The following is a 25,867-nucleotide window of genomic DNA, read 5'->3' as shown; positions in this document are numbered from 1 at the left end:
TTCAGTTGAAAATCGCCATATGATCGCTGGATAATCGTTTGCTTTTTTTTACTACCCGTTTTTTTATGCGCGGAGCTAAACGTTTGCTTTTTGCGACTCCCCTTTTGTCGCGACAGAGCACAGGGAATTGACGTTTCGCTGGCAGTGGATTGTCCACCACGCATAAAGACGACAAATAAACTCTCAGGGGATGTTTTCTATGTCTACGCCTTCAGCGCGTACCGGCGGTTCACTTGACGCCTGGTTTAAAATTTCACAACGTGGAAGCACTGTCCGTCAGGAAGTGGTTGCCGGGTTAACAACGTTTCTGGCGATGGTGTACTCGGTTATCGTGGTGCCGGGCATGCTGGGCAAAGCTGGCTTTCCGCCAGCCGCGGTATTTGTCGCGACCTGTCTGGTGGCGGGGTTAGGCTCCATCGTTATGGGGCTGTGGGCGAATCTGCCGCTGGCGATCGGTTGCGCCATTTCACTGACCGCGTTTACCGCGTTCAGCCTGGTGCTCGGTCAGCAGATCAGCGTGCCGGTGGCGCTGGGCGCGGTATTCCTGATGGGGATTCTGTTTACCATTATCTCTGCGACCGGCATTCGTAGCTGGATTTTGCGCAACCTGCCGCAGGGCGTCGCGCATGGTACCGGTATTGGTATCGGCCTGTTTTTGCTGCTAATTGCGGCAAATGGCGTAGGCCTGGTAATCAAAAACCCACTGGATGGCCTGCCGGTGGCGCTGGGTGACTTCGCAACGTTCCCGGTGATCATGTCGCTGGTCGGACTGGCGGTAATCCTCGGCCTTGAAAAGCTGAAAGTGCCGGGCGGCATTTTGTTGACCATCATTGGTATTTCGATTGTCGGGCTGATCTGTGATCCGGCGGTGAAATTCTCCGGCATTTTCGCGATGCCGTCGCTGAGCGATGAAAACGGCAAATCGCTGATTGGCAGCCTGGATATCATGGGCGCGCTGAATCCGGTGGTGCTGCCAAGCGTGCTGGCGCTGGTTATGACCGCAGTGTTTGACGCAACCGGCACCATCCGCGCCGTGGCGGGGCAGGCGAATCTGCTCGACAAAGACGGCCAGATCATCGACGGCGGCAAAGCGCTGACCACAGATTCCCTGAGCAGCGTGTTCTCCGGTCTGGTGGGCGCAGCGCCGGCAGCGGTGTATATCGAATCCGCGGCAGGGACGGCAGCGGGCGGTAAAACCGGCCTGACAGCGATCACCGTCGGCGTTCTGTTCCTGCTGATCCTGTTCCTCTCTCCGCTGTCCTATCTGGTGCCGGTATACGCGACGGCGCCTGCGCTAATGTACGTGGGCCTGTTAATGCTGAGCAACGTGGCGAAAATTGATTTCGCCGACTTCGTCGACGCGATGGCGGGTCTGGTCACAGCGGTGTTCATCGTGCTGACCTGTAATATCGTTACCGGCATCATGATCGGCTTTGCCACGCTGGTGATTGGTCGTCTGGTTTCCGGCGAATGGCGCAAGCTGAACGTGGGTACGGTGGTGATCGCCATCGCGCTGGTGACGTTCTACGCGGGCGGCTGGGCGATTTGATCGCGAAGTGATTCCGAAAACGGGTGGCTTTGGCCGCCCGTTTTTATTTTCACCGCACATTTCGTTGTCTTTTGCGATACTCTGAAAAAGGTAAAATCGAGGCACGAAGCCTCTCAGGCACATAAAAAACATCGCAAACAGGGAACGCATGGAAATTTTTTTCACAATACTCATCATGACCCTTGTGGTCTCGCTGTCCGGGGTATTTACGCGCGTATTGCCCTTCCAGCTCCCCTTACCCCTCATGCAGATTGCCATCGGCGCGCTGCTGGCATGGCCCACATTTGGTCTGCATGTGGAATTTGATCCCGAACTGTTTTTAGTTCTGTTTATTCCGCCGCTGCTGTTCGCCGACGGCTGGAAGACGCCGACGCGCGAATTCCTTGAACACGGGCGAGAGATCTTCGGTCTGGCGCTGGCGCTGGTGATTGTCACCGTTGTCGGCATCGGTTTTCTGATTTACTGGCTGGTGCCGGGCATCCCGTTGATACCCGCTTTTGCGCTGGCGGCGGTGCTGTCGCCAACCGATGCGGTGGCGCTTTCCGGCATCGTCGGTGAAGGACGTATTCCGAAGAAGATCATGGGCATTTTACAGGGCGAAGCGTTAATGAATGACGCTTCTGGTCTGGTGTCGCTGAAGTTTGCCGTCGCGGTGGCGATGGGCACAATGATCTTTACCGTTGGCGGCGCAACCGTGGAATTTCTTAAGGTGGCGATTGGCGGTATCCTCGCGGGCTTTGTGGTCAGTTGGCTGTACGGGCGTTCGCTGCGTTTTCTTAGCCGCTGGGGCGGCGATGAACCCGCGACACAGATCGTGCTGCTGTTCCTGCTGCCGTTCGCCTCTTACCTGATTGCCGAACACATCGGCGTGTCGGGAATTCTGGCGGCAGTCGCCGCCGGGATGACCATCACCCGTTCCGGCGTCATGCGCCGCGCGCCGCTGGCTATGCGTCTGCGCGCCAACAGTACCTGGGCGATGCTGGAGTTTGTGTTTAACGGCATGGTCTTTTTACTGTTGGGCCTGCAACTGCCTGGTATTCTCGAGTCGTCGCTGGTGGCGGCGGAAGCCGATCCAAACGTCGAAATCTGGATGCTGTTTACCGACATCGTGCTGATTTACGTCGCGCTGATGCTGGTGCGCTTCGGCTGGCTGTGGACGATGAAAAAATTCAGCATGCGTTTTTTGAAAAAGAAACCGATGGAGTTTGGATCGTGGACCACGCGTGAAATTCTTATCGCCTCTTTCGCGGGGGTGCGCGGGGCAATCACGCTGGCGGGTGTGCTCTCCATTCCTCTGCTGCTGCCGGATGGCAACGTTTTCCCGGCGCGTTACGAACTGGTGTTCCTCGCCGCCGGGGTGATCCTGTTCTCGCTGTTCGTTGGCGTGATAATGCTGCCGATACTGCTGCAACATCTGGAAGTGGCTGACCATTCGCAGCAACTGAAAGAGGAACGCATCGCGCGCGCGGCAACGGCAGAAGTGGCGATAGTAGCGATTCAGAAAATGGAAGAGCGTCTGGCGGCGGATACCGAGGAGAACATCGACAACCAACTGCTGACCGAAGTGAGTTCGCGGGTCATCGGTAACCTGCGTCGCCGCGCTGACGGACGCAACGATGTCGAAAGTTCGCTACAGGAAGAGAACCTCGAGCGTCGTTTCCGCCTTGCCGCGCTGCGTTCTGAACGCGCGGAGTTGTACCACCTGCGCGCCACGCGTGAGATCAGCAATGAGACTCTGCAAAAGCTGCTGCATGACCTTGATTTGCTGGAAGCGCTGTTGATTGAGAATCAGTAATCCTGTCGCCCGGATGCGCTTAGCGGTCCGGGCCGGCGAAAAACGTTAATCATCCTCCAGCAGCCGCGCGCCGGTCCCCTGTTCACCAAGTCGGTCGCCAGGGTTCCGCAACGGGCAATCCTTACGCGATAAGCAGCCGCAGCCGATACAACCGTCCAGCTCATCGCGCAGCGCCACCAGCGTATGAATGCGACGGTCCAGTTCATCCCGCCATTGCGAAGAGAGCTGCTTCCACTCCTTCGCACTCAACGTATGGCCTTCCGGCAGTACCCCAAGCGCCTCGCTGATGGTCGCCAGCGGAATGCCGATCCGTTGGGCAATCTTAATGATCGCCACATAACGCAACACATCGCGCTTATACCGCCGCTGATTGCCGCTGTTACGAGTACTGCTAATCAACCCTTTACTTTCATAGAAGTGCAGCGCGGATACCGCCACACCGCTGCGTTTCGCCACTTCGCCCGGCGTCAGCAAGGCTTTTATGCGGGGTAATTTCTTTTCCATAAATCGCTTTACCTCAAGTTAACTTGAGGAATTATACTCGCCCGCAGACAAAAGACGAATCGAACCCTGAAAAAGAGGCAACGCTATGTCCCATCAGCAAATTATTCAGACCCTTGTTGAATGGATTGATGAACATATCGACCAACCGCTGAACATTGATGTGGTCGCGAAAAAATCAGGCTATTCAAAATGGTATTTACAAAGGATGTTCCGCACCGTGATGCGCCAGACGCTCGGCGACTATATCCGCCAGCGCCGACTGCTGTTAGCCGCCGTGGAGTTGCGTAATACCGAGCGACCCATCTTCGATATCGCTATGGATTTAGGCTACGTATCACAACAGACCTTTTCCCGCGTTTTTCGCCGGGAGTTTGATCGTACCCCCAGCGACTACCGCCATCGTCTGTAAGTTTACTGCCCGCGCGACATCAGACGTGCGGGCGGCTGCTGTAGCCAGTCGATGAACGCCTGCGGCGGCAGCGCTTTCGCGAAGTGCCACCCCTGACAATACTGTACGCCGCGCTTAAGCAACCAGTTGACCTGATCCGCCGTTTCCACGCCTTCCGCGATGGTTTTCAGCCGCAGGCTTTGGGCCATCTCGATAATATGCTCCGCGATCAGGTGGCTGGTGCTGTTCGTGGTGAGTGTGTCGATAAACGATTTATCGATCTTCAGGATATCCACCTTCAGGGAATACAGGTTATGCAGGTTGGAATAGCCGGTGCCAAAGTCATCGATCGCCACTTCGTAGCCCGCCTGACGAAACGCCTGAATAACCGGCGTGGTTTTCGGCACGTCGATAAAGCCCCGCTCAGTGACTTCCACTTTGATCTGTTGCGCAAGCACACCGTACTGACGCGCTTTGTTGGCGATCAGGGCAATCAGTCGGGAAGAATGGAAGTCTGACGCGGAGAGATTGATCGAAATATACAGCGACGGGTTTGCCGCCAGAAACGCCCCCATCTCCCGGAAAACGTCCTCCACCACATAATCGGTGATCTGCGCGATCATCCCCTCTTTTTCCGCCAGGGGGATAAATTCGGCGGGACTCATGACCTGTCCGTTGTATCCAGGCCAACGCAGCAACGCTTCCGCGCCCACGCATTTCTCATTTTTGATGTCCATAATCGGCTGATAGTGTACGCACAATTGGCGCTGTTTAAGCGCCCGCTGCAGCATCCGCGGCGGCGACCTGTATTGCCGACGCGCCCGCGACCAGAGCAGCAACAGCAGTATGCTGCAAAGCACGGCAAGCGGAAGGGTGAAAAGCAGTTGCTGGTACAGATTTTGATAAAATCGACCGGTCGTTGTCGAAACAATCACCGCGATGGGGCGTTTATCGGAATGAACGAGCGTGTAAAAACGGCCATCCTGCTGAAACACGGACTGACCGCGGCGCACCAGCGGCAATAGCTCCGCAACCCACGCTTTTTCGCTGACGGAAAAGAACGTGTCGGTAACCGTGTCGAAAACGCCCCAGGCAAGCGCCGGATCGTCTGTCATCACTTCGCTGAAGGATAAGGGATTGATCACTGCAACGTAATTGCCACGCTGCATATACGCCATTTTGTAGCCTGTAAAAAAGGGCGTGTCACGGAAGTAATAAATCGCGACATCAGGTTTTCGTTTATACTCAGCGTCCGGCATAATAAAGGGTGTGGTCGGCGCCATGACCGTTGAACATAAAAAGCGATTACCCTGCGCATAAATTAACTCATTGATATAAAGACGCCCACGAATAATATTTAACATTCTTTGCCGATGTGCAGGGGTACAGGCTTGTCCCTGATACTGTTCGGCGGCGTCGCGCGCTAAGTCAGCCTGTAAAATAACCAGTTCAGTTTTATCTAATGTCAGTTGTGCGAATATACGCAATTGATGACTGGTCTGGGATACGGCTCGCAATTGGGCAAACCATAGCGCTAACATCATGGGAAGCAACACCACCATGATTATCCCGAGAAACCTCAGCATCTTCCGTCGCGCCTGATGATTCATTTCAGCCCTATATCCCTGCATATTATACGCCTGTTATTATCGAGGCCGGATGCCATACCTGGATAATTGCCATTGCCGCCAACGCACGGGCAATCTGAAGCATGACAGGTATAAATCACACAGGGGTGTTACGTTGCATGAATCCTACAATATTAGCAACTGACTTTTATTAGTAAAAGTCTGATAATATCAGCGGTTATTAATATCATTTCGTGGATCATTCCTGGCAAGCCATCATTTCTATTAAGCAGTGGCGTTCAATTTCCCGGTATTATTTTGGACAAACCAAAAAAGGTCGGCTTAATCGCGCGTTATTAACGGTCTATTCCGACAAGACGCCCCGATGCTTTTACTTCCTCTGAACACCTTTACCCACACGCAAAGCATGGTTAAAAATCAAACAAAAAATCCTCGCCCTGGCTGGAAAATAAGCTCATTAACGTGATATAGTTCACAAAAATTATGAAACAGAAACAACGTTTCATTCGTGTTAATGTGAATGCCTGTCGATAGCCAGAGTGTTACACGCCCGTGAAAACGCCGCGCTGTCCGGGCACCCTGCTTTTCAGAGGAAATGTTTCATGGCAACCCTAACCACTGGCGTGGTGCTTCTCCGCTGGCCACTGCTGAGTGCCGTGCTGATGTTTTTAGCCAGTACGCTGAATATCCGTTTTCGTAAATCCGACTATATTGGCCTGGCTGTTATCAGCAGCGGTCTGGGCGTTATCGCCGCCTGCTGGTTTGCCACCGGGCTGCTCGGCATCACCCTGATGGATATCTCCGCCATCTGGAAAAACATCGAATCCGTTATGGTCGAAGTGATGAGCCACACCCCGCCCGAATGGCCGATGGTATTGACCTGATTCCCGGCCCCGCGTTTGCAATCCCGACGGGGGCCTGGTCAGTCCATTACCGCCCCCGCATTCCGTGTTCATGCCGCTGGCAAATGGGACACTGTGTGTCGTCTGCGCCAAACGTGGCGAACACCCGGCGACAGTCCCGGCAGACCTTACGCGTAAACGGATAGTGCTCTGGCTGACTCTCGCCCACGCTGTGCCTGGTCGTAATCGCTTTTGTCGGGCAAACTACCGCGCAGTTATTGCACCCCGTACAACGTGACATCTCTGCGCGTAACGCCCGTTCGCCAATCTGAATCGCCTTCTCCTGACAAACCCGTTCACACGCTCCGCAGAGTACGCAACTGGCGATATCAAGCTGTAGCGCATAGTCCTGCATGTGCGGCATACGGCTTCGGCGCAAACGCGGCGACGGGTTCACGCTCGCGGTCTGCACCTTCTCTTCGCTGACGTGCAGTAAATGACGGCGCGCCACGTTCACGCGCTTCGCGGACGGCGGAATCACTTGCCAGAGTGGTTCCCCCAGCGCCCTAAGGCGAATATTTAACGCCGCCACGGCAAGCGCCCACGTGGGATATGCATCGATGTCGATTTCCAGTCCGCGAATCTGATACTGAAGATGCCACATCAGCAGTTCTTCTACACTCGCCGCCTGGGCGGTAAACGGCGCCACCAGCGTTTGCTGACGGTAAGAACGCCGGGCGGTTGGCAGATCTTGCAGCGCATCGACAGGACAAACAAACGTACAATGACCGCATCGAATGCAGCGATCGTTGTCCAGCGTAACCGTAGAGGCAGAAAACGAAATGGCCTGCGCCGGACAGGCCTGACGGCAGGCGTCACAGGTATGTTGAGGAAAACGCTTACGTACGCAGGAGGCGCCCACACCCGGCGGTGTGGGCGTTTTCATCAGGGTAAAAAGGGCCATTAAAGAATGCTGAAGAACATAAAGCGCAGCAGCGCCTCAGCCACAACCAGCCCCAGCCCGCCCAGCAGCATCGCCGTGCGACACGAGCGCCATGCGCCAATGGCGAACAGCAAGGAACCCAGTACGGAAAGTCCCCAGGCAACGTTTCTTAGCCCTGTCAGTTGGTGAAACGCGACCAGCGGCTGATGCGGCAGCGTGACCACCTCGTTCAGGCTTGCGGATGCCAGAAAGTTGACATAGTCCGGCTGCACCAGCAGACGAATGGCGGTGATCGCCACCACCAGCACAGCGGCCATACGCAGAAGCCGTGTGATACCCGGCAGCAGGCCGTTGCCGATCGCCGCACCCAGAATGCCCGCCGCGCCAAAGAACATGACCCAGGTATTGATATGCTGCCAGGTCACGACCGACGAATGGACATAAATTGCGCCCATGCAGTAGATATCCACCAGTCCGGCCAGGGTCGCCAGCGCCAGCAGGAGGCGTGAAGGCTGTTTTTTCAACATCACCAGCAGCGTTGCCAGGCCCAGAATCGCCAGATAGAGGCTGGCAAAGACGATCTCCCGGCTCAGCCATGAACTTTCCACATGGCGCAGCGCATTAAACGCATTCAGCGGGTAACCGAGGTGCAGCGTCGAGGCGATCAGCCCCAGTCCGCCCATCACGCAGGAAACCAGCATCGCCGGCAGCAGCGACCGCTTCTCGCCCGTCGCCAGGGCAATAAACAGCGTCAGCCCTACGGAGCCCTGCACCAGCAGGGTGAAAATCAGCAACGGTAACTCATGCATGGCGTTTACCTCCCTTCTCTGCGCCCTGGTGCGGTTTGATCACTAAATTCGGATGGGTAATGGAGGAGTCTGGCAGCCCCTGCACATCGCAAACATCGCCGTATTTAGCGCGCAGTTCGTCAATCGGACCGAACTTAATCGCCTCCAGAGGACAGGTCGCCACGCACACCGGCTGCTCGCCTTTTACCAGCAGGTCGATGCACATATCGCATTTCGACATCTGTCCGGCCTCGGTGTCCATCTGCGGCGCGCCGTAGGGACATGACCAGGCGCAATAGCCGCAGCCGACGCATTTATCGGTATTGACCCGCACAATGCCGTCGCCTGGACGTTTGTGCATCGCCGTGGTCGGGCAGTTCTTAGTGCAAATCGGGTCGTCACAGTGGTTGCACGAGATCGACATCGTGTACGCGTAAACGTTGTTCGCCACGCCGCCCTGTCCGGTGGCGATAAACCCTCCGCCATTGACTTCATACACCCGACGAAAACGGCGTCCCACTTCCAGATTATGGCGATCTTTGCATGCCACCTGACACGCCTTACAGCCGGAGCAGCGCGACGTATCGATGAAGAAACCAAGCTGTTTGTCGCTAACGGGCGGATACTCTTTAAATTGACTCATGCTTTAACGACCTCCACCAGCATGGTTTGATGTGAATTCCCTTTTGCAAGAGGCGTAATACGCGTTGAGCTCAGCACGTTCGGACAACCGCCATGATCGACGCCCTCTGCGTCAGGTTGCCACCACGCGCCGGCCTGCATCGCCACCACGCCGGGAATAATGCGCGGCGTGACCTCAGCGGGCACCTGGCAAATACCACGGTTGTTGTGGATGCGCACGGTGTCGCCGTGGGCAATGCCGCGTTTTTGTGCATCGACCGGGTTAATCCACAGCTTCTGTTCCTGCACTTCCTGCAGCCACGGGTTCGCGTACTGGGTAGAGTTCGCGCGGTTTTTGCCTTTCCAGGTGATCATCTGTAACGGGAAGGATTTCGTTAGCGCGTCCTGTGGCCCTTCGTGTGCGGGCACGTAGTGCGAAAGCGCCGGAATTTCCGGATGCTGCATGTCGTAGAGACGCTTCGAGAAGATCTCAATTTTACCCGACGGCGTTGGGAACGGATGGTTTTGCGGATCGCGAATGTTGTCCTCAAAAGCCACATACGGCTTGCTCTTGAACAGATGGCGACGCTTCACCTGTAATTCAGCAAAGTCCGGCAACTGCTGTTCCGGCATTGACAGCCGCGTCTGTTCCCAGATGTGCTCAATCCACTCTTTCTCACTGCGGCCCTCGCTGAACGCGGGTTCCACGCCGAGCTTCGCCGCCACTTCGCGGATCCAGTCATAGTCGGAGCGACGCTCAAAGTCGGGTTCCACCAGTTTTTCCGACAGCACCAGGTAGTTTGCCGTTCCCCAGGTTTCGCCAATGTTCCAGCGCTCCATAAAGCTGGTTTCCGGCAGCAGAACGTCGGCATATTTCGCGCTCGGCGTCATATACAAATCGCTGACCACGATGAACTCGATTTTCGACTCGTCGGCGAGGATCTTTGCCGCCTGATTAACGTCCGGGTTCTGGTTCACCAGATAGTTGCCCGCCAGCGAAAAGAGAATGCGGATGTTGCTCTTAAGCTGCTCTGCATCCTTCAGCCCTTGTTCCGGGGTCACCTTGCTGGCATCGTCCGCCGCCTGCACCCAGTTCATGATCGAGATTTTCTCTTTCACCGGGTTTTCCGGCATTTCCGGACCGGTGGTGAACAGGCGATTGCCGCAACCGCCGTAGCCCGCCGCCCAGCCACCTTTAACGCCAACGTTGCCGGTAATGGTCGCCAGCAGAGTGGAACCGCGCGCGGTACGTTCGCCGCAGATATGACGCTGTGGGCCCCAGCCCTGAATCAGCGCCGCCGGTTTGGTGGTGGCATAGTCGCGCGCCAGCTGGCGGATGGTCTGCGCAGGCACATGGGTGATTTTTTCCGCCCACTCCGGCGTTTTAGGTACGCCGTCTTTATCGCCCATCAGGTAAGCGACCAGCGACTCGTTCGCCGGAACGCCTTCCGGCATGGACGCTTCATCAAAGCCGAGCGTATAGCGTTCAATAAACGCTTTATCATGCAGGTTTTCGCTGATGATGACGTACATCATCGCGTCCATCAGCGCGTTATCGGTGGTTGGAAGCAGGGGAACCCATTGATCGGCCAGCGATGAAACGGTGTCGGAATAACGCGGATCCACGACAATAAAACGTGTGCCGTTCTGCTTCATCCGCTGGAAATAGTGGTTGGTATGACCAAAAATGGTTTCTGTCGGGTTATGCCCCCACAGTATTACCAGCGGTGTATTTTCCAGCGTATCCAGCGAGTTGCCGCTGGCGGCGACGCCGTAGGTATAGGGGGTGGCGGCAACCGTATTGCCAAGACTCACCGAATGGTAATATTCCAGATAGCCGCCGGTTTGATTTAACAAGCGACGAATCATTTTATCGCCGGAAAAAGTTCCGCCGCTGGTCGCGGTGTTATTATGAACAAAGCGAGAAGCCGAGCCATATTTTTCGGTAATACGTTGTAAATTATCCGCAATAAGTGTGACGGCTTCCGCCCAGGAAATACGTTCAAACTTTCCTTCACCGCGTTTTCCCACGCGTTTCATTGGGTATTTCAGACGGTCGGGATGATAAACAAATTTACGATAACCCCGTCCGCGCACGCAGGCGCGCATAATGGGCATATCCGGATCTAATTCATTATCGGGACGGGTGGTGATTTGCGTCACCACGCCATCGCTAACGTGGGCGCGGATATCGCACTTTCCGCCACAGTCGAAGGTGCTACAGGTAGGTACTACACGCTCTGCCGGGGTATCTACCGACGCGTCGGCGTGTCCGGTCTCTGCGGCTTTTGCCTGTTCCGACAAAATAAAAGGCAGCGTGACTAACGCTGCGCTCGCTTTTAACATGCCCCGCCGGGAGACATTCAGAGAGGGCGTATCCTCTCTTATTTCGTGATCTTGCATTTCATCCCCTCAAAAAGCGTATCATCAGGGGTAATTCATTTTGGGTATTTGATTTTTATCAACCGAAATAAATAGCCATGGTGTTTTTGAAGACTTTTTATAATAATAAGAAGCATTCCCAAATATTTTTACTTTCTCTTTAACTCATTATTCACGAAATAATTGTTTTCCTAACACTTACTCAAAAAAGGGAAAAAAAGCACAACCTCCCGGTGTGAAAAAAAATCGTCCACAAATTTGAAGTGAGAACTATTCTCATATTAATGGGCGCCAGGAAAAATTAACTGTCGAAACGATTGGCTAAGTCTACTCCTGTTCATTGCGCACCTTATGCGCCTGAGCACCACGACGGGTTAACGTCCGGGCGGGCGCGCAAAGTGCGGTTGGCCTTTGACACCAACGAGATGGCAGGTTACGTCGATTGTTCTGTGGGATGAACCCACAACCCGCCTCGACTCAATGAGCAGGTAGTATTGATGGACATTCAGGCAAGCGGGAAAAACGGTGGCGCAAGGAGACGCCGCCCACGTAATGCAACCTCGTGTTTTATAGCAAATATGTAATATTCATACTGAAATACCTCCTGAACCTGTTTTTGGAAAACCACTGTGTATTTTCCGTTAACGACACGTGGTCTGATTAATTACCAGACCGCGTATAGGATAATTATTAAAACTGCATAAGAATCTGCCTAATGTCATTATTATTCAGGTTTTAAAAGTTATGTAAGGAAGACTATTTTTATTCCTTTTAACCCAGATATTTTACGAAAGCATAGGTTGAAATACCGCTGACAACCGCAACTACTATCGCAAAAATAATCAGTACAATCAATCTCTTGCCATTATAAATGCCAAACATACACCCTCCTTTCTAAAATTTACAAAAGCCATTAAGACACTGAGCGACATGAATAATTCGCTACCAATGGCAACGATAAAATAATATTTAGCGAAACGCTATTGATTAATATCAAAAACCGGAACGCATTATTCCAATAGCATGCTCTGGCTTTTTAAATATTATAATTTTTATACTTCGAGGAATTTTACATTGACCAGAATGCCGAACAGCAATCGTCTCCATTCTGCGCCATGCGCTGGAAAAAAACCGTACCAGCTTTCTGTGGATGAGGTCTTAAAAAACCTGCGGAGCCAGTCAAGTGGGCTGACTCAAAACGAAGCCAGCGCCCGTCTCGCCAGAGACGGCGCTAACGCCCTGCCGGAAAAAGCCGGTAAACCCGCCTGGCTGCGCTTTCTGACCCATTTTCATGATGTATTAATTTACGTGCTGATAGCCGCTGCGGCCCTGACGGCCATTATGGGTCATTGGGTCGATACCGCCGTCATTCTTGGCGTGGCGGTCATCAACGCCCTAATTGGGCACGTTCAGGAAAACAACGCCGAGAAATCGCTAAAAGGCATTCGCAATATGCTTTCCAGCGCCGCCGTGGTGATTCGCAACGGTCAGCATGAAACGGCGCCGACCACCGAACTGGTCGTCGGCGATATTGTGGTGTTACGCGCGGGGGATCGTATCCCCGCCGACCTGCGTGTCATGGAAGCGCATAATCTGCGGGTGGAAGAAGCCATCCTGACCGGCGAATCCACCGTGGTCGATAAGACGGCGGAAGCGCTGGAAGGGGAGCTGCCGCTCGGCGATCGTAAAAACCTGCTGTTTTCCGGCACCACCCTCAGCGCAGGCGCCGGACTTGGCGTGGTCATTGCCACCGGCGAAGCCACAGAGCTGGGCCACATCAACCAGATGATGACCGCCATCGAGAAGCATCGTACGCCGCTGCTGGTACAGATGGATAAGCTCGGCAAAGCGATCTTCTCTCTGATTCTTGCCATGATGGTTGGGCTGTTTATTTTCAGCCTGCTGCTGCGCGATATGCCAATGGGCGAACTGCTGCTGTCGCTCATTAGCCTTGCTGTCGCGGCGGTTCCGGAAGGCCTGCCCGCCATTATTTCTATCATCCTGTCGCTCGGCATCCAGACGATGGCTCGCAAACGCGCCATTATCCGTAAGCTGCCAACGGTCGAAACGCTGGGCGCCATGTCGGTAATTTGTTCCGATAAAACGGGCACCCTAACGATGAACGAGATGACGGTGAAAGCCATCATTACGGCAGATAAAAACTATCGCGTGCAGGGTAACAGCTACGAACCCACGGGCGAGATCCTCGTTGAGAACGACGCCACGACAGCGGAAATGCGTCCGGGGAGTGTGCTGGAAACCTACCTGCGCACGATCGATCTGTGTAATGACAGCCAACTGATGCGGAACGAGCAGGGGCACTGGGGCATTACCGGCGGGCCAACCGAGGGCGCGCTAAAAGTGTTGGCCGCAAAAGCGAACCTGCCCGCCATCGATACAGAACTGCGCAGCAAGATTCCGTTCGACTCGCAGTACAAATATATGGCGACCCATTTCCGTATCGGCCAGGACGAGCGCGTGCTGGTAACCGGCGCGCCGGACGTTCTGTTTAAACTCTGTCAGCAGCAGCAAACCGCCACCGGAACAGAAGCTTTTACTCAGGCACACTGGGAAGCAGAAATCGCCCGCTATGCCAAAGAGGGGCTGCGCATGGTCGCCGCCGCCTGGAAACCCACGCGTGCCGATGCCGGTACGCTAACGCATGACTGCCTGAGCGATGGGCTGATCTTCCTCGGCATTGCCGGAATGATGGATCCACCGCGCCCGGAAGCGATTGATGCGATCGGCGCCTGCCAGCAGGCTGGGATCCGCGTCAAGATGATCACCGGCGATCATCCGCAAACGGCCATGAGCATTGGCGGTATGCTCGGGATTCATAACAGCGCCCACGCGGTGACTGGCTATGAGCTGGAGCAGATGGACGACACCGCGCTCGCTGAAGCCGCTGTGACGTACGATATTTTTGCCCGCACCAGTCCGGAACATAAGCTGCGCCTGGTGAAAGCGCTGCAAAATAAAGGCGAAATTGTTGGCATGACGGGCGATGGCGTGAACGATGCCCCAGCCCTTAAGCAGGCTGACGTTGGCATCGCGATGGGAATCAAAGGCACCGAAGTGACCAAAGAGGCCGCTGACATGGTGCTGACGGACGACAATTTCGCCACCATTGCCAGCGCGGTGCAGGAGGGGCGCCGCGTCTACGACAATCTGAAGAAAACGATCCTGTTTATTATGCCAACCAACCTCGCGCAGGGATTGTTGATTATTGTCGCGCTGCTGGCCGGAAACCTGATGCCCCTGACGCCGGTACTGATTCTGTGGATGAACATGGCGACGTCCGCTACGCTGTCGTTCGGCCTGGCGTTCGAAGCCGGAGAGCGCAATATTATGCGCCGCCCGCCACGCCGGCCCCACGAAAACGTGATGGATGGTTTTGCTATCTGGCGCGTCGGTTTTGTCGGCACGCTGATTGCCGCCAGCGCCTTTATGCTGGAAGCCTGGCTTCAGCCGCGCGGCCATAGCCCGGAGTTTATTCGAACCGTACTGCTGCAGACGCTGGTCACGGCGCAGTGGGTCTATATGCTGAACTGCCGCGTATCGGACGGTTTCTCGCTGGGGCGTGGGTTGCTGATGAACAAAGGCATCTGGCTGGTGAGCGGCATTCTGCTTCTGCTACAGCTGGCCATTATCTATGTGCCTTTCCTGCAAATGATGTTTGGTACCGAAGCACTGCCGCTGCGCTACTGGGGTATCACGTTGGCCATTGGCGTCGCGCTGTTCCTGATTGTTGAAATCGAGAAACCGCTGACCCGCAAATTCCGCCGGACGGCGTAATCAGAGTAACGTAAAGGCCTCCATTTTCGGAGGCCTTTACACTGGAATGCCTGATGGCGCACTTAGAACGGAATATCGTCGTCAAAGTCCATTGGCGGTTCGTTAGACGGTGCCGGTGCAGACTGCTGCTGCGGACGAGACTGCGCGCCGCCGCTGAACTGGTTGCCGCCCTGAGGCTGCTGCGGCTGTCCCCAACCGCCCTGCTGCTGCTGACCGCCTGCCGGCGCGCCGCCGCCCTGACGGCCACCCAGCATCTGCATGGTGCCGCCCACGTTAACCACAACTTCCGTGGTGTATTTGTCCTGACCGGACTGATCGGTCCATTTACGGGTACGCAGTTGACCTTCGATGTATACCTGAGAGCCTTTACGCAGATATTCGCTGGCCACTTCCGCCAACTTACCGAACAGCACAACACGGTGCCATTCAGTCTGCTCTTTCATTTCACCGGTCTGCTTATCACGCCAGGATTCGGAAGTAGCCAGCGTAATGTTGGCAACTGCGCCACCATTCGGCATGTAGCGTACTTCCGGGTCCTGGCCCAGATTACCCACGAGAATAACCTTATTTACGCCTCTGCTGGCCATGATCGAGTCTCCTGAAAAACGTTTCTTAATAAGTGTAAACGCGCGATTGTAGCATTACCAATGGCGGTTTTACCACGTTGTGACGCTGATTCCGCGAAACAACCTTAGCCGGACATTGTTACACACTACACTGCGTTTTGCATTCCAATACTGTATATCCATTCAGGTTATATTGTGTCATAATTAACCGTTTGTGATCGCCGGTCGCACCATGCATGCAGCCGGGCAAAAAGCGTTTAATCCGGGAAAGGTGAATGGATAAGATCGAAGTTCGGGGCGCCCGCACCCATAATCTCAAAAACATCAACCTCGTTATCCCTCGCGACAAACTGATTGTCGTGACCGGGCTTTCGGGGTCTGGCAAATCCTCGCTTGCTTTCGACACGCTGTATGCCGAAGGGCAGCGTCGTTACGTAGAATCCCTTTCCGCCTATGCGCGTCAGTTTCTGTCGCTAATGGAAAAGCCGGATGTCGATCACATTGAGGGGCTGTCTCCGGCTATCTCAATTGAACAAAAATCGACGTCACATAACCCGCGTTCCACGGTCGGCACCATTACTGAGATCCACGACTACCTGCGTCTGCTGTTCGCCCGCGTCGGCGAACCGCGCTGTCCGGATCACGACGTGCCGCTGGCGGCGCAGACGGTGAGTCAGATGGTCGACAACGTGCTCTCACAGCCGGAAGGCAAGCGCCTGATGCTACTGGCGCCGGTGATTAAAGAGCGTAAAGGCGAGCACACCAAAACGCTGGAAAACCTGGCAAGTCAGGGGTATATCCGTGCCCGTATCGACGGTGAAGTGTGCGATCTCTCCGATCCGCCGAAGCTGGAACTGCAAAAGAAACACACCATTGAGGTGGTGATTGATCGCTTCAAAGTGCGTGACGATCTCAGCACCCGTCTGGCGGAGTCGTTTGAAACCGCGCTGGAACTTTCCGGCGGTACGGCAGTGGTTGCCGATATGGACGATCCGAAAGCGGAAGAGCTGCTTTTCTCGGCGAACTTCGCCTGCCCGGTCTGCGGCTACAGCATGCGCGAGCTGGAGCCGCGCCTGTTTTCGTTCAACAACCCGGCGGGCGCGTGTCCGACCTGTGACGGCCTCGGCGTACAGCAATATTTCGACCCGGACCGCGTGATCCAGAATCCGGACCTGTCGCTGGCTGGCGGCGCAATCCGCGGCTGGGATCGCCGTAACTTCTACTACTTTCAGATGTTGAAATCGCTGGCGGAGCACTACAAGTTCGACGTAGACGCGCCGTGGGGAAGTCTCGACGCCAGCGTGCACAAAGTGGTGCTGTACGGTTCCGGCAAAGAGAACATTGAATTTAAATACATGAACGATCGCGGCGACACCTCGGTGCGTCGCCATCCGTTCGAAGGCGTGCTGCACAATATGGAGCGGCGTTATAAAGAGACGGAATCCAGCGCGGTACGCGAAGAGTTAGCCAAGTTTATCAGCAACCGTCCGTGCGCCAGCTGCGAAGGGACGCGTCTGCGTCGCGAAGCGCGCCACGTCTTTGTTGAAAATACGCCGCTGCCGACCATTTCCGATATGAGCATCGGTCATGCGATGGACTTCTTTAATAATCTCAAACTGTCCGGCCAGCGAGCGAAAATCGCCGAGAAAGTGCTGAAAGAGATTGGCGATCGCCTCAAATTCCTGGTGAACGTCGGTCTGAACTACCTCACGCTTTCCCGCTCAGCCGAAACGCTTTCCGGCGGCGAAGCGCAGCGCATCCGTCTGGCAAGCCAGATTGGCGCGGGGCTGGTCGGCGTCATGTATGTCCTAGATGAGCCATCCATCGGTCTTCATCAGCGCGATAACGAGCGTCTGCTGGGCACACTGATTCATCTGCGTAATCTCGGGAATACCGTCATTGTGGTGGAGCACGACGAAGACGCGATTCGCGCCGCCGACCACGTGATCGACATCGGTCCGGGCGCGGGCGTCCACGGCGGTGAAGTGGTTGCCGAAGGTCCGCTGGAAGCGATTATGGCGGTGCCGGAATCGCTGACCGGGCAGTACATGAGCGGAAAACGGAAAATCGACGTGCCGAAACAGCGCGTTCCGGCGAATCCGGAAAAAGTGCTGAAGCTGACCGGCGCGCGCGGTAACAACCTGAAAGACGTGACGTTGACGTTGCCGGTGGGCCTGTTCACCTGCATTACCGGGGTGTCCGGCTCCGGTAAGTCGACCCTGATCAACGATACCCTGTTCCCGATCGCCCAGCGTGCGCTGAACGGCGCGACGATCGCCGAACCTGCGCCCTATCGCGACGTTCAGGGGCTGGAGCATTTCGACAAAGTAATCGACATCGACCAAAGCCCGATCGGACGCACGCCGCGTTCTAACCCGGCGACCTATACTGGCGTGTTTACGCCGGTTCGCGAACTGTTTGCTGGTGTGCCGGAAGCGCGTTCGCGCGGCTATACGCCGGGACGTTTTAGCTTCAACGTTCGCGGCGGGCGCTGCGAAGCCTGTCAGGGCGACGGCGTCATTAAGGTTGAGATGCACTTTCTGCCGGATATTTATGTCCCGTGCGACCAGTGCAAAGGCAAGCGCTATAACCGCGAGACGCTGGAGATAAAGTACAAGGGCAAAACCATCCATGAAGTGTTGGACATGACCATTGAAGAAGCGCGCGAGTTCTTTGATGCCGTACCGGCGCTGGCGCGTAAGCTGCAAACCCTGATGGACGTGGGGTTGACCTACATCCGTCTCGGCCAGTCGGCGACCACCCTCTCCGGCGGCGAGGCCCAGCGCGTGAAGCTGGCGCGCGAACTGTCGAAGCGCGGCACTGGCCAGACGCTGTATATTCTGGATGAGCCGACCACCGGTCTGCACTTTGCCGATATCCAGCAACTGCTGGACGTACTGCACCAGTTACGCGATCAGGGCAACACCATTGTGGTGATTGAGCATAACCTCGACGTGATCAAAACCGCGGACTGGATTGTTGATCTCGGTCCTGAAGGCGGGAGCGGCGGCGGGGAAATCCTCGTCTCCGGTACGCCGGAAACGGTGGCGGAATGTCAAGCGTCCCACACCGCCCGCTTCCTCAAGCCGATGTTGTAAAACGAAAAACGCCGTTCATTGTCAGAAGAACGGCGTTTTTATTTATGACTGTACCAGCAGCTTACGTTTTTCTTCCGGCAGCGTGTTCACCGCCTGCTGATACGACGCATCCACCAGATAGTAAATCTGCGAGTCCGGCAGCGAACCGTCAAGGTATACGGTGCTCCAGTGCGCTTTGTTGAGATGCCGGCTCGGGCGCACATCGCTGTGCTGCTGGCGCAATAATTCCGCCAGTTCGGGGCTGGTTTTCAGAGATACCGCCGGGCGTTCTTCCACCTCTTTCACCATGGCAAACAGCACATCTTCAACTTTAATCTGGGTGGCTTTCCAGTCGCTGTGCACGCTCTGTTCTGCGCCAGGTTTTGCCATGCAGTATTGCAGTAACTCTGAGTTAGTCATCTTTATTCCCCTTGTAGTGTCGCGATTATCTGGCGCGAACCGCCGTGGATGCGATGCTCACCGAGCCAGATGCCCTGCCAGGTACCCAGCTTTATTCGCCCTTTATGAACCGGCAGCAGTAGCGATACGCCAAGCAGGGACGATTTGATATGCGCTGGCATATCGTCTGGCCCTTCGTAGTCATGTTCGTAGTTGCCATGATCGGGAACGGCTTGCAGAAAGAAGCGTTCCATATCGTGCCGAACGGTGGGATCACAATTCTCGTTAAGCGTCAGAGAAGCGGAGGTATGTTGCAGCAAAAGGTGCAGCAGCCCGGTCTCTACGCGCGGCATATCCGCCAGAAGCCCGAGGATCTCATCCGTGACGAGATGAAACCCGCGCGGCTTCGCGTGTAAAGTCAGGGTTTGCTGATACCACATAGGCTGCTCCTTGTTGAAACGTCTTTATTCAGTTTGCAGCAAGTCAGCGAAAGGTAAAAGCTACGCGCTCATTTTTGTTTAAAAAAACAGCGAATCGCCGGGCGTTTCTTAATATTCCGAATTGACGATCACCTCTTCGCCATACGCTCCTGCCTGCGGCAAGGGTTTATAGGTCGAGTTGGACGCGCGCAAAATGCGGATGCCGCGAATACCCATATCGCGCGCAGCGCTGATATCGTTATCCGAATCGCCGTAGAAGATGCGAATATTTTTCGCCTGTAGCCACTGGGTTTTGGTGTTCTGTCCCGGCTTATCGCCCGCGAAGATCACCGGATTCATATTTGCCGCCGGAATATGAAAGTCATCGGCCAGCGTTTTCGATACCGTTTCGGTTTTGGTCTGGCTTCGTCCGGTGACAAAGTAAATGTCGTCGCCACGACGCACATGCAAGGCGATCAGCTGACGCGCCACCTCTTTGGGAATGCTGAACTCATCCCAGCCGTTATTCATCTTTTCCCAGAATGCAGGATTCGTCAGATACGCTTCGCTGTCCGGCGAGTACATTTTCTTTCCGCGCCAGAAGCCCGGGCTGGAAAATAATACGGTATCGTCGATATCAAACCCGACCGCCATCGGCGGACGCCCGGTGAGGCTGTTTTCGATCTGTGCGACCGACACCCAGTGGACCGGCGCTTGTTCAGCGAGTTTTGCAACGTTAGTGCCCGGATTAAGCGGAGACGGCGGGGATGCCAGCGCGCTGGCGGAGTGATTTAACGTGAAAAGCAGACAGAGGGCGCTGAAGGCCAGTGTGATCTTACGCATATTTTTCCCTTCAAAGTCATTTAGTTATGATTTTTAGTACGACTATTCAAAACGCTCTGACCTTAACCCCGACGACAAATGAAGGGAAGAAATTTCTACGGTTTTGTCATAGAAAAAGAGAATGATCACAGCTGAAGAAAGTAAGCCCATAAGCCGGATGAACAACGTGCCATCCGGCCTGCTGGCGTAAAAATGTTACATAACAGCGGCAAAGGCTTTTGCCACGCGCTGAACGTTGCCGGTGTTTAGCCCGGCGACGCACATACGTCCGCTGGCGATAAGGTAAACGCCGAACTCGTCGCGCAGGCGATCCACCTGGGCGGCGCTCAGGCCGGTATAGCTGAACATGCCGCGCTGTTTTAGCAGATAGTCAAAGTTTCGCCCTGGAATGGTCGCCGTCAGCACGTTCACCAGTTCCTGACGCATCGCCAGAATCCGGGTGCGCATCGTTTCCACTTCCGCCAGCCAGTTCGCTTTCAGCGTCTCATCGCCCAGCACTGTCGCAACCAGTTGCGCGCCAAAGTTTGGCGGGCTGGAGTAGTTACGCCGTACGGTGGCTTTAAGCTGTCCCAGTACGCGCCCGGCGGATTCTGCATCGTCGCAGATCACGGAAAGGCCGCCGACGCGCTCGCCGTAGAGGGAGAAAATTTTAGAAAAAGAGTTGCTGACCAGCGCGGGCAATCCGGCGCTGGCAATAGCGCGAATCGCCCAGGCGTCATCGTCCATCCCTGCGCCAAACCCCTGGTAGGCGATGTCGAGGAACGGGATCAGATCGCGCGCTTTCAGGATTTCGGTGACTTCGTCCCACTGGGCATGGCTTAAATCCGCCCCGGTGGGGTTATGACAGCAAGGATGCAACAGCACGATGCTACGTGCGGGCAGCGTTTTCAGGGTAGCCAACAGGTCGTCAAAACGCACGCCGTTAGTGGCGTCGTCATACCAGGGGTAAGTACTTACTTCGAATCCAGCCCCTTCAAATATGGCGATATGATTTTCCCAGGTCGGGTCGCTGACCCACACGCCGGAATCCGGGAAATAGCGCTTGAGAAAATCCGCGCCAACCTTCAGCGCCCCGGAGCCGCCCAGCGTCTGGATCGTGGCGACACGCTGCTGCTGGAGAACCGGATGATCGACGCCAAACAGCAGTGGCGCAATGGCGTGGCGATAGCTGTTCAGACCTTCCATTGGCAGATAAAGCGAGGCGCCATGCGGTTGCGCATTCAGGCGTGCTTCCGCTTCGGCTACCGCGTTGAGCTGTGGAATGATCCCGTCTTCGTTGTAATACAGGCCGATACTCAGGTTCACTTTGTCGCTGCGCGGGTCGTCTTTAAACCGCTCCATGAGCGAAAGAATCGGGTCGCCAGCATAGGCGTCAACTTTTTGAAACACGCGATGGTTCTCCAGGTTTACAGGCAGGGGTTAAGACACAATAAACCGGATAACCGTGAAGATCGAGAGGATGTTGCAGAGAATATGCCGCGCTTTGCCGGATGGCGACAACGACTCCGGCCTGCAGTGAGATCAACCCAAGCCGGAGAGCCGTACGCTTAATCGATATACTTCATCGCCACCCGTGATGTCAGGCGCGTGATAAGTTCGTAAGCACTTACTTTCGTTATTTCAGCGATGCGTTCGACGGGCAGCCCTTCGCCCCAAAGAATCACCGGATCGCCTGCATTGTCCTGCGCCTGCGGGCCGAGATCTACGCAGATCATGTCCATCGCCACGCGTCCCACAATCGGCACTTCACGACCGTTCACCAGCACCGGGGTGCCGGTCGGCGCCGCGCGCGGATAGCCGTCGCCATAGCCCATCGCGACAACGCCAAGCCGCGTGTCTCGCTCGCTTCGCCACGTTCCTCCGTAGCCTACCGGTTCCCCGGCTTTGTGCTCGCGCACCGCTATCAGGCTGGAAGTCAGGGACATCACCGGCTGGCAGCCGAAGTCCGCGCCGGTAGACTGGTTTTCCAACGGCGAAACGCCATAAAGGATGATCCCCGGACGCACCCAGTCAAAATGCGACTGTGGCCATAGCAGGATCCCGCCGGACGCGGCAATGGAGCGCTGCCCAGGCTTTCCCGCGCAGAAGGTGTTGAAAATCGCGAGCTGCTTTTCCGTCGCACCACATTCCGGTTCATCGGCACGGGCGAAATGGCTGACGATATTGACCGGCTGACGCACATTTTTGCATCGGGACAGACGCTGATAAAACGCGTCTGCCTGCTCCGGCAGCACGCCCAGACGGTGCATACCGGTGTCGAGCTTCATCCACACGCTTACTGGCGCATCCAGTTCCGCCGCTTCCAGCGCAGCCAGTTGTTCTTCGTTATGTACCGCCGTATGCAGATGCTGTACGGAGATAGTGGGTAGATCAGACGCCTCAAAAAAGCCTTCCAGCAGCAGGATAGGCTGGGTGATCCCTCCCGCGCGCAGGCGCAACGCCTCTTCGAGTCGCGCGACGCCAAAAGCGTCAGCATCGGGGAGCGTTCGCGCGGTCTCTAACAGGCCGTGTCCGTAGGCGTTCGCTTTCACCACCGCAACCAGCTTGCTGGCAGGCGCCAGTTGACGCAGACGTTGCAGATTGTGTCGCAGAGCGCGGCGATTAATCATGACGGTTGCCGCTTGCATTTGAGTTCCTTAAATTATATGTCTCAAATTTGGCGTTATTGTTGCAGCGAGTTTGGGTGCGGCCAGCGCGCAGCCACCGGAGCGTACTGAAGTACGTGAGGATGGCGAGCACTGCCCAATCCCAAAATCGCAAATAAAATAGCCAAATTATTTATTCGTCGTCGTATTGTGGCCCGGCATAATTATCAAAGCGCGACCATTGCCCGTTGAATGTCAGACGCACCGTGCCGATGGGGCCGTTACGCTGCTTACCAATAATGATTTCCGCGATGCCTTTCAGGTCACTGTTCTCGTGATAAACCTCATCACGGTAGATAAACATAATCAGGTCGGCGTCCTGCTCGATAGAGCCGGACTCACGCAGGTCGGAGTTGACCGGACGCTTGTCGGCACGTTGTTCCAGGGAGCGGTTAAGCTGCGACAGCGCCACTACCGGCACATGCAGTTCTTTCGCCAGCGCTTTCAGCGAGCGGGAGATTTCGGCGATCTCCAGGGTACGGTTGTCGGAAAGCGACGGTACGCGCATCAGTTGAAGATAGTCGATCATAATAAGCCCGATGCCGCCATGTTCGCGGGCAATACGGCGCGCGCGGGAGCGCACTTCCGTCGGCGTCAGGCCGGATGAATCATCAATATAGATATTGCGTTTTTCCAGCAGAATGCCCATCGTACCGGAAATACGCGCCCAATCCTCGTCGTCGAGCTGACCGGTACGGATGCGGGTTTGATCGACGCGGGACAGCGACGCCAGAGAACGCATCATGATCTGTTCCGAGGGCATTTCCAGACTGAAGATAAGCACCGGCTTGTCCTGCAACATCGCCGCGTTTTCAACGAGGTTCATCGCAAAGGTCGTTTTCCCCATCGACGGACGCGCGGCGACGATAATCAGATCGGAGGGCTGTAAACCGGCGGTCTTTTTATTGAGGTCGTCATAGCCGGTGTTCACGCCGGTCACACCATCGTGCGGCTGCTGGAATAGCTGTTCGATACGCGCGACGGTAGCGTCGAGCACATCGGCAATATTTTTCGGACCTTCGTCTTTATTGGCGCGGCTTTCGGCGATTTTGAACACGCGGGATTCGGCGAGATCGAGCAGGTCTTCGCTGGTGCGCCCCTGCGGATCAAACCCGGCTTCGGCGATTTCATTTGCCACCGAAATCATTTCACGGACAACGGCCCGTTCGCGGACAATGTCGGCATAAGCGCTGATATTCGCCGCGCTTGGCGTATTTTTTGACAGTTCCGCCAGATAGGCGAATCCGCCAACGCTGTCCAGCTGTCCCTGGCGCTCCAGCGATTCCGCGAGCGTTATCAGGTCGATAGGGCTACCGCCTTCCTGCAGGCGACCCATTTCAGTAAAGATGTGACGGTGCGGACGGGTGTAGAAATCATCCGCTACCACACGTTCGGCAACGTCGTCCCAGCGCTCGTTATCCAGCATTAAACCGCCCAACACCGACTGTTCCGCTTCAATCGAGTGCGGCGGCACTTTCAGCCCGGCAACCTGCGGGTCGCGCTCCCGGACATCAGTCTGTTGTTTGTTGAAGGGTTTATTTCCTGCCATAGTGAATGGAGTTACCGAAATAATGATTGGGTCGAAAGATTACCACATTTCTTTTGGAGGAAGCATGGCAACACGTATTGAATTTCACAAGCATGGTGGCCCTGAAGTGCTTCAGGCCGTGGCGTTCACCCCGGCAGATCCGGCGGAGAACGAAATCCAGGTCGAAAACAAAGCGATTGGCATTAACTACATCGATACCTACATCCGCAGCGGGCTTTATCCGCCGCCAGCGCTGCCCAGCGGGCTGGGTACCGAAGCAGCGGGCGTAGTGAGCAAAGTGGGCAGCGGCGTAACGCACATCAAAGCGGGCGATCGCGTCGTGTATGCGCAATCTGCGCTCGGCGCCTACAGTTCAGTGCATAACGTCGTGGCCGATAAGGCGGCGATTTTACCCGACGCGATCTCTTTCGAGCAGGCCGCTGCCTCGTTCTTGAAAGGGCTGACTGTCTTTTACCTGTTGCGTAAAACCTATGAAATCAAACCCGATGAACCGTTCCTGTTCCATGCGGCGGCAGGCGGCGTGGGTTTGATTGCCTGCCAGTGGGCGAAAGCGCTGGGCGCAAAACTTATCGGTACCGTGAGCAGCGCGCAAAAAGCGCAGCGGGCGCGGGATGCAGGCGCGTGGCAGGTGATTAACTATCGCGAAGAAAATCTCGTAGAGCGGGTCAAAGAGATCACCGGCGGGAAAAAGGTCTGCGTAGTGTACGACTCGGTGGGGAAAGACACCTGGGAGTCCTCGCTGGACTGTCTGCAGCGTCGCGGCCTGATGGTCAGCTTCGGTAACGCGTCCGGCCCGGTGACCGGCGTGAACCTGGGGATCCTGAATCAGAAGGGGTCCCTGTACGTCACGCGCCCTTCTCTGCAGGGCTACGTCACCAATCGCGATGAGCTGACTGAAGCCAGCAATGAACTGTTCTCGCTAATCGCCAGCGGCGTGATCAAAGTCGATGTGGCGGATAGCCAGAAGTTTGCCCTTCAGGATGCGCAACGCGCGCATGAAATGCTGGAAAGCAGGGCCACGCAAGGGTCCAGCTTGCTGATTCCGTAAGCCGGGAGCCGCTGAAAGAATTAGGGCTTCCACCTGGGAAGCCCTTTCTTTTTTTAGTTCGGCTGTATGTAGGGTACAGCACGATGAATCCGTTAGATGCGCAATAGTGACAGATTTGATTATCA

General features: G+C 55.5%; 20 protein-coding genes. 7 read left to right on the top strand and 13 right to left on the bottom strand.

Annotated elements, in window-relative coordinates:
- Window positions 1-199: 199 nt before the first annotated feature.
- Together ghxP and OOJ60_RS17685 are read left to right on the top strand one after the other, a co-directional pair.
- On the top strand, window positions 200-1,549 hold the full coding sequence (gene ghxP / locus OOJ60_RS17690) for a guanine/hypoxanthine transporter GhxP (RefSeq protein WP_042291165.1): 1,350 nt from the start codon (window positions 200-202) through the stop codon (window positions 1,547-1,549).
- Window positions 1,550-1,697: 148 nt separating this feature from the next.
- A complete protein-coding gene (locus OOJ60_RS17685) occupies window positions 1,698-3,344 on the top strand; it encodes a Na+/H+ antiporter (protein ID WP_042291168.1) in 1,647 nt (548 codons plus the stop codon).
- A gap of 45 nt (window positions 3,345-3,389) precedes the next feature.
- On the opposite strand, the gene soxR is transcribed toward OOJ60_RS17685, so the two are convergent.
- On the bottom strand, window positions 3,390-3,848 hold the full coding sequence (gene soxR, locus OOJ60_RS17680; protein WP_042291170.1) for a redox-sensitive transcriptional activator SoxR: 459 nt from the start codon (window positions 3,846-3,848) through the stop codon (window positions 3,390-3,392).
- A gap of 85 nt (window positions 3,849-3,933) precedes the next feature.
- Between soxR and soxS the strand changes: the two genes are divergently transcribed.
- Window positions 3,934-4,257: a superoxide response transcriptional regulator SoxS gene (gene soxS, locus OOJ60_RS17675; RefSeq protein ID WP_042291172.1), complete on the top strand. Its 324-nt coding sequence runs from the start codon at window positions 3,934-3,936 to the stop codon at window positions 4,255-4,257.
- A gap of 2 nt (window positions 4,258-4,259) precedes the next feature.
- On the opposite strand, the gene OOJ60_RS17670 is transcribed toward soxS, so the two are convergent.
- A complete protein-coding gene (locus tag OOJ60_RS17670) occupies window positions 4,260-5,846 on the bottom strand; it encodes an EAL domain-containing protein (protein WP_205612986.1) in 1,587 nt (528 codons plus the stop codon).
- Window positions 5,847-6,427: 581 nt separating this feature from the next.
- Here OOJ60_RS17670 and OOJ60_RS17665 point away from each other — a divergent pair.
- On the top strand, window positions 6,428-6,709 hold the full coding sequence (locus tag OOJ60_RS17665; RefSeq protein WP_042291177.1) for a YjcB family protein: 282 nt from the start codon (window positions 6,428-6,430) through the stop codon (window positions 6,707-6,709).
- Window positions 6,710-6,755: 46 nt separating this feature from the next.
- On the opposite strand, the gene OOJ60_RS17660 is transcribed toward OOJ60_RS17665, so the two are convergent.
- From OOJ60_RS17660 to OOJ60_RS17645, 4 genes are read right to left on the bottom strand one after another with little or no spacing between them, the layout of a single operon-like run.
- Entirely contained in the window at window positions 6,756-7,631 is an 876-nt protein-coding gene (locus tag OOJ60_RS17660) for a 4Fe-4S binding protein (RefSeq protein ID WP_205612947.1), read from the bottom strand.
- Window positions 7,631-8,419, bottom strand: coding sequence for a dimethyl sulfoxide reductase anchor subunit family protein (locus OOJ60_RS17655; RefSeq protein ID WP_060570397.1), 789 nt, complete (start codon window positions 8,417-8,419; stop codon window positions 7,631-7,633). The genes OOJ60_RS17660 and OOJ60_RS17655 overlap by 1 nt, the downstream gene beginning before the upstream one ends.
- Window positions 8,412-9,041: a DMSO/selenate family reductase complex B subunit gene (locus OOJ60_RS17650; RefSeq protein WP_199957611.1), complete on the bottom strand. Its 630-nt coding sequence runs from the start codon at window positions 9,039-9,041 to the stop codon at window positions 8,412-8,414. The genes OOJ60_RS17655 and OOJ60_RS17650 overlap by 8 nt, the downstream gene beginning before the upstream one ends.
- On the bottom strand, window positions 9,038-11,422 hold the full coding sequence (locus tag OOJ60_RS17645; RefSeq protein WP_205612946.1) for a DMSO/selenate family reductase complex A subunit: 2,385 nt from the start codon (window positions 11,420-11,422) through the stop codon (window positions 9,038-9,040). The genes OOJ60_RS17650 and OOJ60_RS17645 overlap by 4 nt, the downstream gene beginning before the upstream one ends.
- 1,062 nt (window positions 11,423-12,484) lie before the next feature.
- On the opposite strand from OOJ60_RS17645, the gene OOJ60_RS17640 reads away from it, so the two are divergent.
- Window positions 12,485-15,196: a cation-transporting P-type ATPase gene (locus OOJ60_RS17640; protein WP_205612985.1), complete on the top strand. Its 2,712-nt coding sequence runs from the start codon at window positions 12,485-12,487 to the stop codon at window positions 15,194-15,196.
- A gap of 62 nt (window positions 15,197-15,258) precedes the next feature.
- Here the strand turns inward: OOJ60_RS17640 and ssb1 are convergent, their stop codons facing one another.
- Entirely contained in the window at window positions 15,259-15,783 is a 525-nt protein-coding gene (gene ssb1 / locus OOJ60_RS17635) for a single-stranded DNA-binding protein SSB1 (RefSeq protein ID WP_042291190.1), read from the bottom strand.
- A gap of 254 nt (window positions 15,784-16,037) precedes the next feature.
- On the opposite strand from ssb1, the gene uvrA reads away from it, so the two are divergent.
- Complete coding sequence (uvrA, locus tag OOJ60_RS17630) at window positions 16,038-18,860, top strand: excinuclease ABC subunit UvrA (protein WP_205612945.1); 2,823 nt, start codon at window positions 16,038-16,040, stop codon at window positions 18,858-18,860.
- A 42-nt stretch (window positions 18,861-18,902) separates the two neighbouring features.
- Here the strand turns inward: uvrA and OOJ60_RS17625 are convergent, their stop codons facing one another.
- The 6 genes from OOJ60_RS17625 to dnaB form a co-directional block, all read right to left on the bottom strand.
- A complete protein-coding gene (locus tag OOJ60_RS17625) occupies window positions 18,903-19,259 on the bottom strand; it encodes an MmcQ/YjbR family DNA-binding protein (protein WP_042291198.1) in 357 nt (118 codons plus the stop codon).
- A gap of 2 nt (window positions 19,260-19,261) precedes the next feature.
- Window positions 19,262-19,678, bottom strand: coding sequence for a secondary thiamine-phosphate synthase enzyme YjbQ (locus OOJ60_RS17620; RefSeq protein ID WP_060570401.1), 417 nt, complete (start codon window positions 19,676-19,678; stop codon window positions 19,262-19,264).
- A gap of 108 nt (window positions 19,679-19,786) precedes the next feature.
- On the bottom strand, window positions 19,787-20,500 hold the full coding sequence (gene aphA, locus OOJ60_RS17615) for an acid phosphatase AphA (RefSeq protein WP_060570402.1): 714 nt from the start codon (window positions 20,498-20,500) through the stop codon (window positions 19,787-19,789).
- 195 nt (window positions 20,501-20,695) lie between these two features.
- The gene (tyrB, locus tag OOJ60_RS17610) at window positions 20,696-21,889 is read right to left on the bottom strand and encodes an aromatic amino acid transaminase (RefSeq protein ID WP_060570404.1); all 1,194 of its coding nucleotides are present in this window, start codon (window positions 21,887-21,889) and stop codon (window positions 20,696-20,698) included.
- 158 nt (window positions 21,890-22,047) lie between these two features.
- Window positions 22,048-23,127 (bottom strand): alanine racemase, encoded by a 1,080-nt coding sequence (gene alr, locus OOJ60_RS17605; RefSeq protein ID WP_205612944.1) that lies wholly within the window; start codon window positions 23,125-23,127, stop codon window positions 22,048-22,050.
- A gap of 151 nt (window positions 23,128-23,278) precedes the next feature.
- A complete protein-coding gene (gene dnaB, locus OOJ60_RS17600; protein ID WP_042291212.1) occupies window positions 23,279-24,694 on the bottom strand; it encodes a replicative DNA helicase in 1,416 nt (471 codons plus the stop codon).
- A gap of 64 nt (window positions 24,695-24,758) precedes the next feature.
- Here dnaB and OOJ60_RS17595 point away from each other — a divergent pair, with 64 nt between their 5' ends.
- The gene (locus OOJ60_RS17595; RefSeq protein WP_060570451.1) at window positions 24,759-25,742 is read left to right on the top strand and encodes a quinone oxidoreductase; all 984 of its coding nucleotides are present in this window, start codon (window positions 24,759-24,761) and stop codon (window positions 25,740-25,742) included.
- Window positions 25,743-25,867 lie beyond the last annotated feature (125 nt).

The organism is Citrobacter sp. R4, from assembly GCF_026719175.1.
Taxonomy (GTDB): domain Bacteria; phylum Pseudomonadota; class Gammaproteobacteria; order Enterobacterales; family Enterobacteriaceae; genus Citrobacter_A; species Citrobacter_A sedlakii.
This window is presented reverse-complemented; position numbering and strand designations above follow the sequence as displayed.

What these genes read in the sequence shown, in the direction of transcription:
- OOJ60_RS17655 (WP_060570397.1), bottom strand. Translation starts at nt 8,419, where the DNA reads ATGCATGAGTTACCGTTGCTGATTTTCACCCTGCTGGTGCAGGGCTCC.
- OOJ60_RS17625 (WP_042291198.1), bottom strand. Translation starts at nt 19,259, where the DNA reads ATGACTAACTCAGAGTTACTGCAATACTGCATGGCAAAACCTGGCGCA.
- soxR (WP_042291170.1), bottom strand. Translation starts at nt 3,848, where the DNA reads ATGGAAAAGAAATTACCCCGCATAAAAGCCTTGCTGACGCCGGGCGAA.
- uvrA (WP_205612945.1), top strand. Translation starts at nt 16,038, where the DNA reads ATGGATAAGATCGAAGTTCGGGGCGCCCGCACCCATAATCTCAAAAAC.
- OOJ60_RS17670 (WP_205612986.1), bottom strand. Translation starts at nt 5,846, where the DNA reads ATGAATCATCAGGCGCGACGGAAGATGCTGAGGTTTCTCGGGATAATC.
- dnaB (WP_042291212.1), bottom strand. Translation starts at nt 24,694, where the DNA reads ATGGCAGGAAATAAACCCTTCAACAAACAACAGACTGATGTCCGGGAG.
- OOJ60_RS17595 (WP_060570451.1), top strand. Translation starts at nt 24,759, where the DNA reads ATGGCAACACGTATTGAATTTCACAAGCATGGTGGCCCTGAAGTGCTT.
- alr (WP_205612944.1), bottom strand. Translation starts at nt 23,127, where the DNA reads ATGCAAGCGGCAACCGTCATGATTAATCGCCGCGCTCTGCGACACAAT.
- aphA (WP_060570402.1), bottom strand. Translation starts at nt 20,500, where the DNA reads ATGCGTAAGATCACACTGGCCTTCAGCGCCCTCTGTCTGCTTTTCACG.
- OOJ60_RS17660 (WP_205612947.1), bottom strand. Translation starts at nt 7,631, where the DNA reads ATGGCCCTTTTTACCCTGATGAAAACGCCCACACCGCCGGGTGTGGGC.
- soxS (WP_042291172.1), top strand. Translation starts at nt 3,934, where the DNA reads ATGTCCCATCAGCAAATTATTCAGACCCTTGTTGAATGGATTGATGAA.
- ssb1 (WP_042291190.1), bottom strand. Translation starts at nt 15,783, where the DNA reads ATGGCCAGCAGAGGCGTAAATAAGGTTATTCTCGTGGGTAATCTGGGC.
- OOJ60_RS17650 (WP_199957611.1), bottom strand. Translation starts at nt 9,041, where the DNA reads ATGAGTCAATTTAAAGAGTATCCGCCCGTTAGCGACAAACAGCTTGGT.
- OOJ60_RS17620 (WP_060570401.1), bottom strand. Translation starts at nt 19,678, where the DNA reads ATGTGGTATCAGCAAACCCTGACTTTACACGCGAAGCCGCGCGGGTTT.
- ghxP (WP_042291165.1), top strand. Translation starts at nt 200, where the DNA reads ATGTCTACGCCTTCAGCGCGTACCGGCGGTTCACTTGACGCCTGGTTT.
- OOJ60_RS17665 (WP_042291177.1), top strand. Translation starts at nt 6,428, where the DNA reads ATGGCAACCCTAACCACTGGCGTGGTGCTTCTCCGCTGGCCACTGCTG.
- OOJ60_RS17640 (WP_205612985.1), top strand. Translation starts at nt 12,485, where the DNA reads ATGCCGAACAGCAATCGTCTCCATTCTGCGCCATGCGCTGGAAAAAAA.
- OOJ60_RS17645 (WP_205612946.1), bottom strand. Translation starts at nt 11,422, where the DNA reads ATGCAAGATCACGAAATAAGAGAGGATACGCCCTCTCTGAATGTCTCC.
- OOJ60_RS17685 (WP_042291168.1), top strand. Translation starts at nt 1,698, where the DNA reads ATGGAAATTTTTTTCACAATACTCATCATGACCCTTGTGGTCTCGCTG.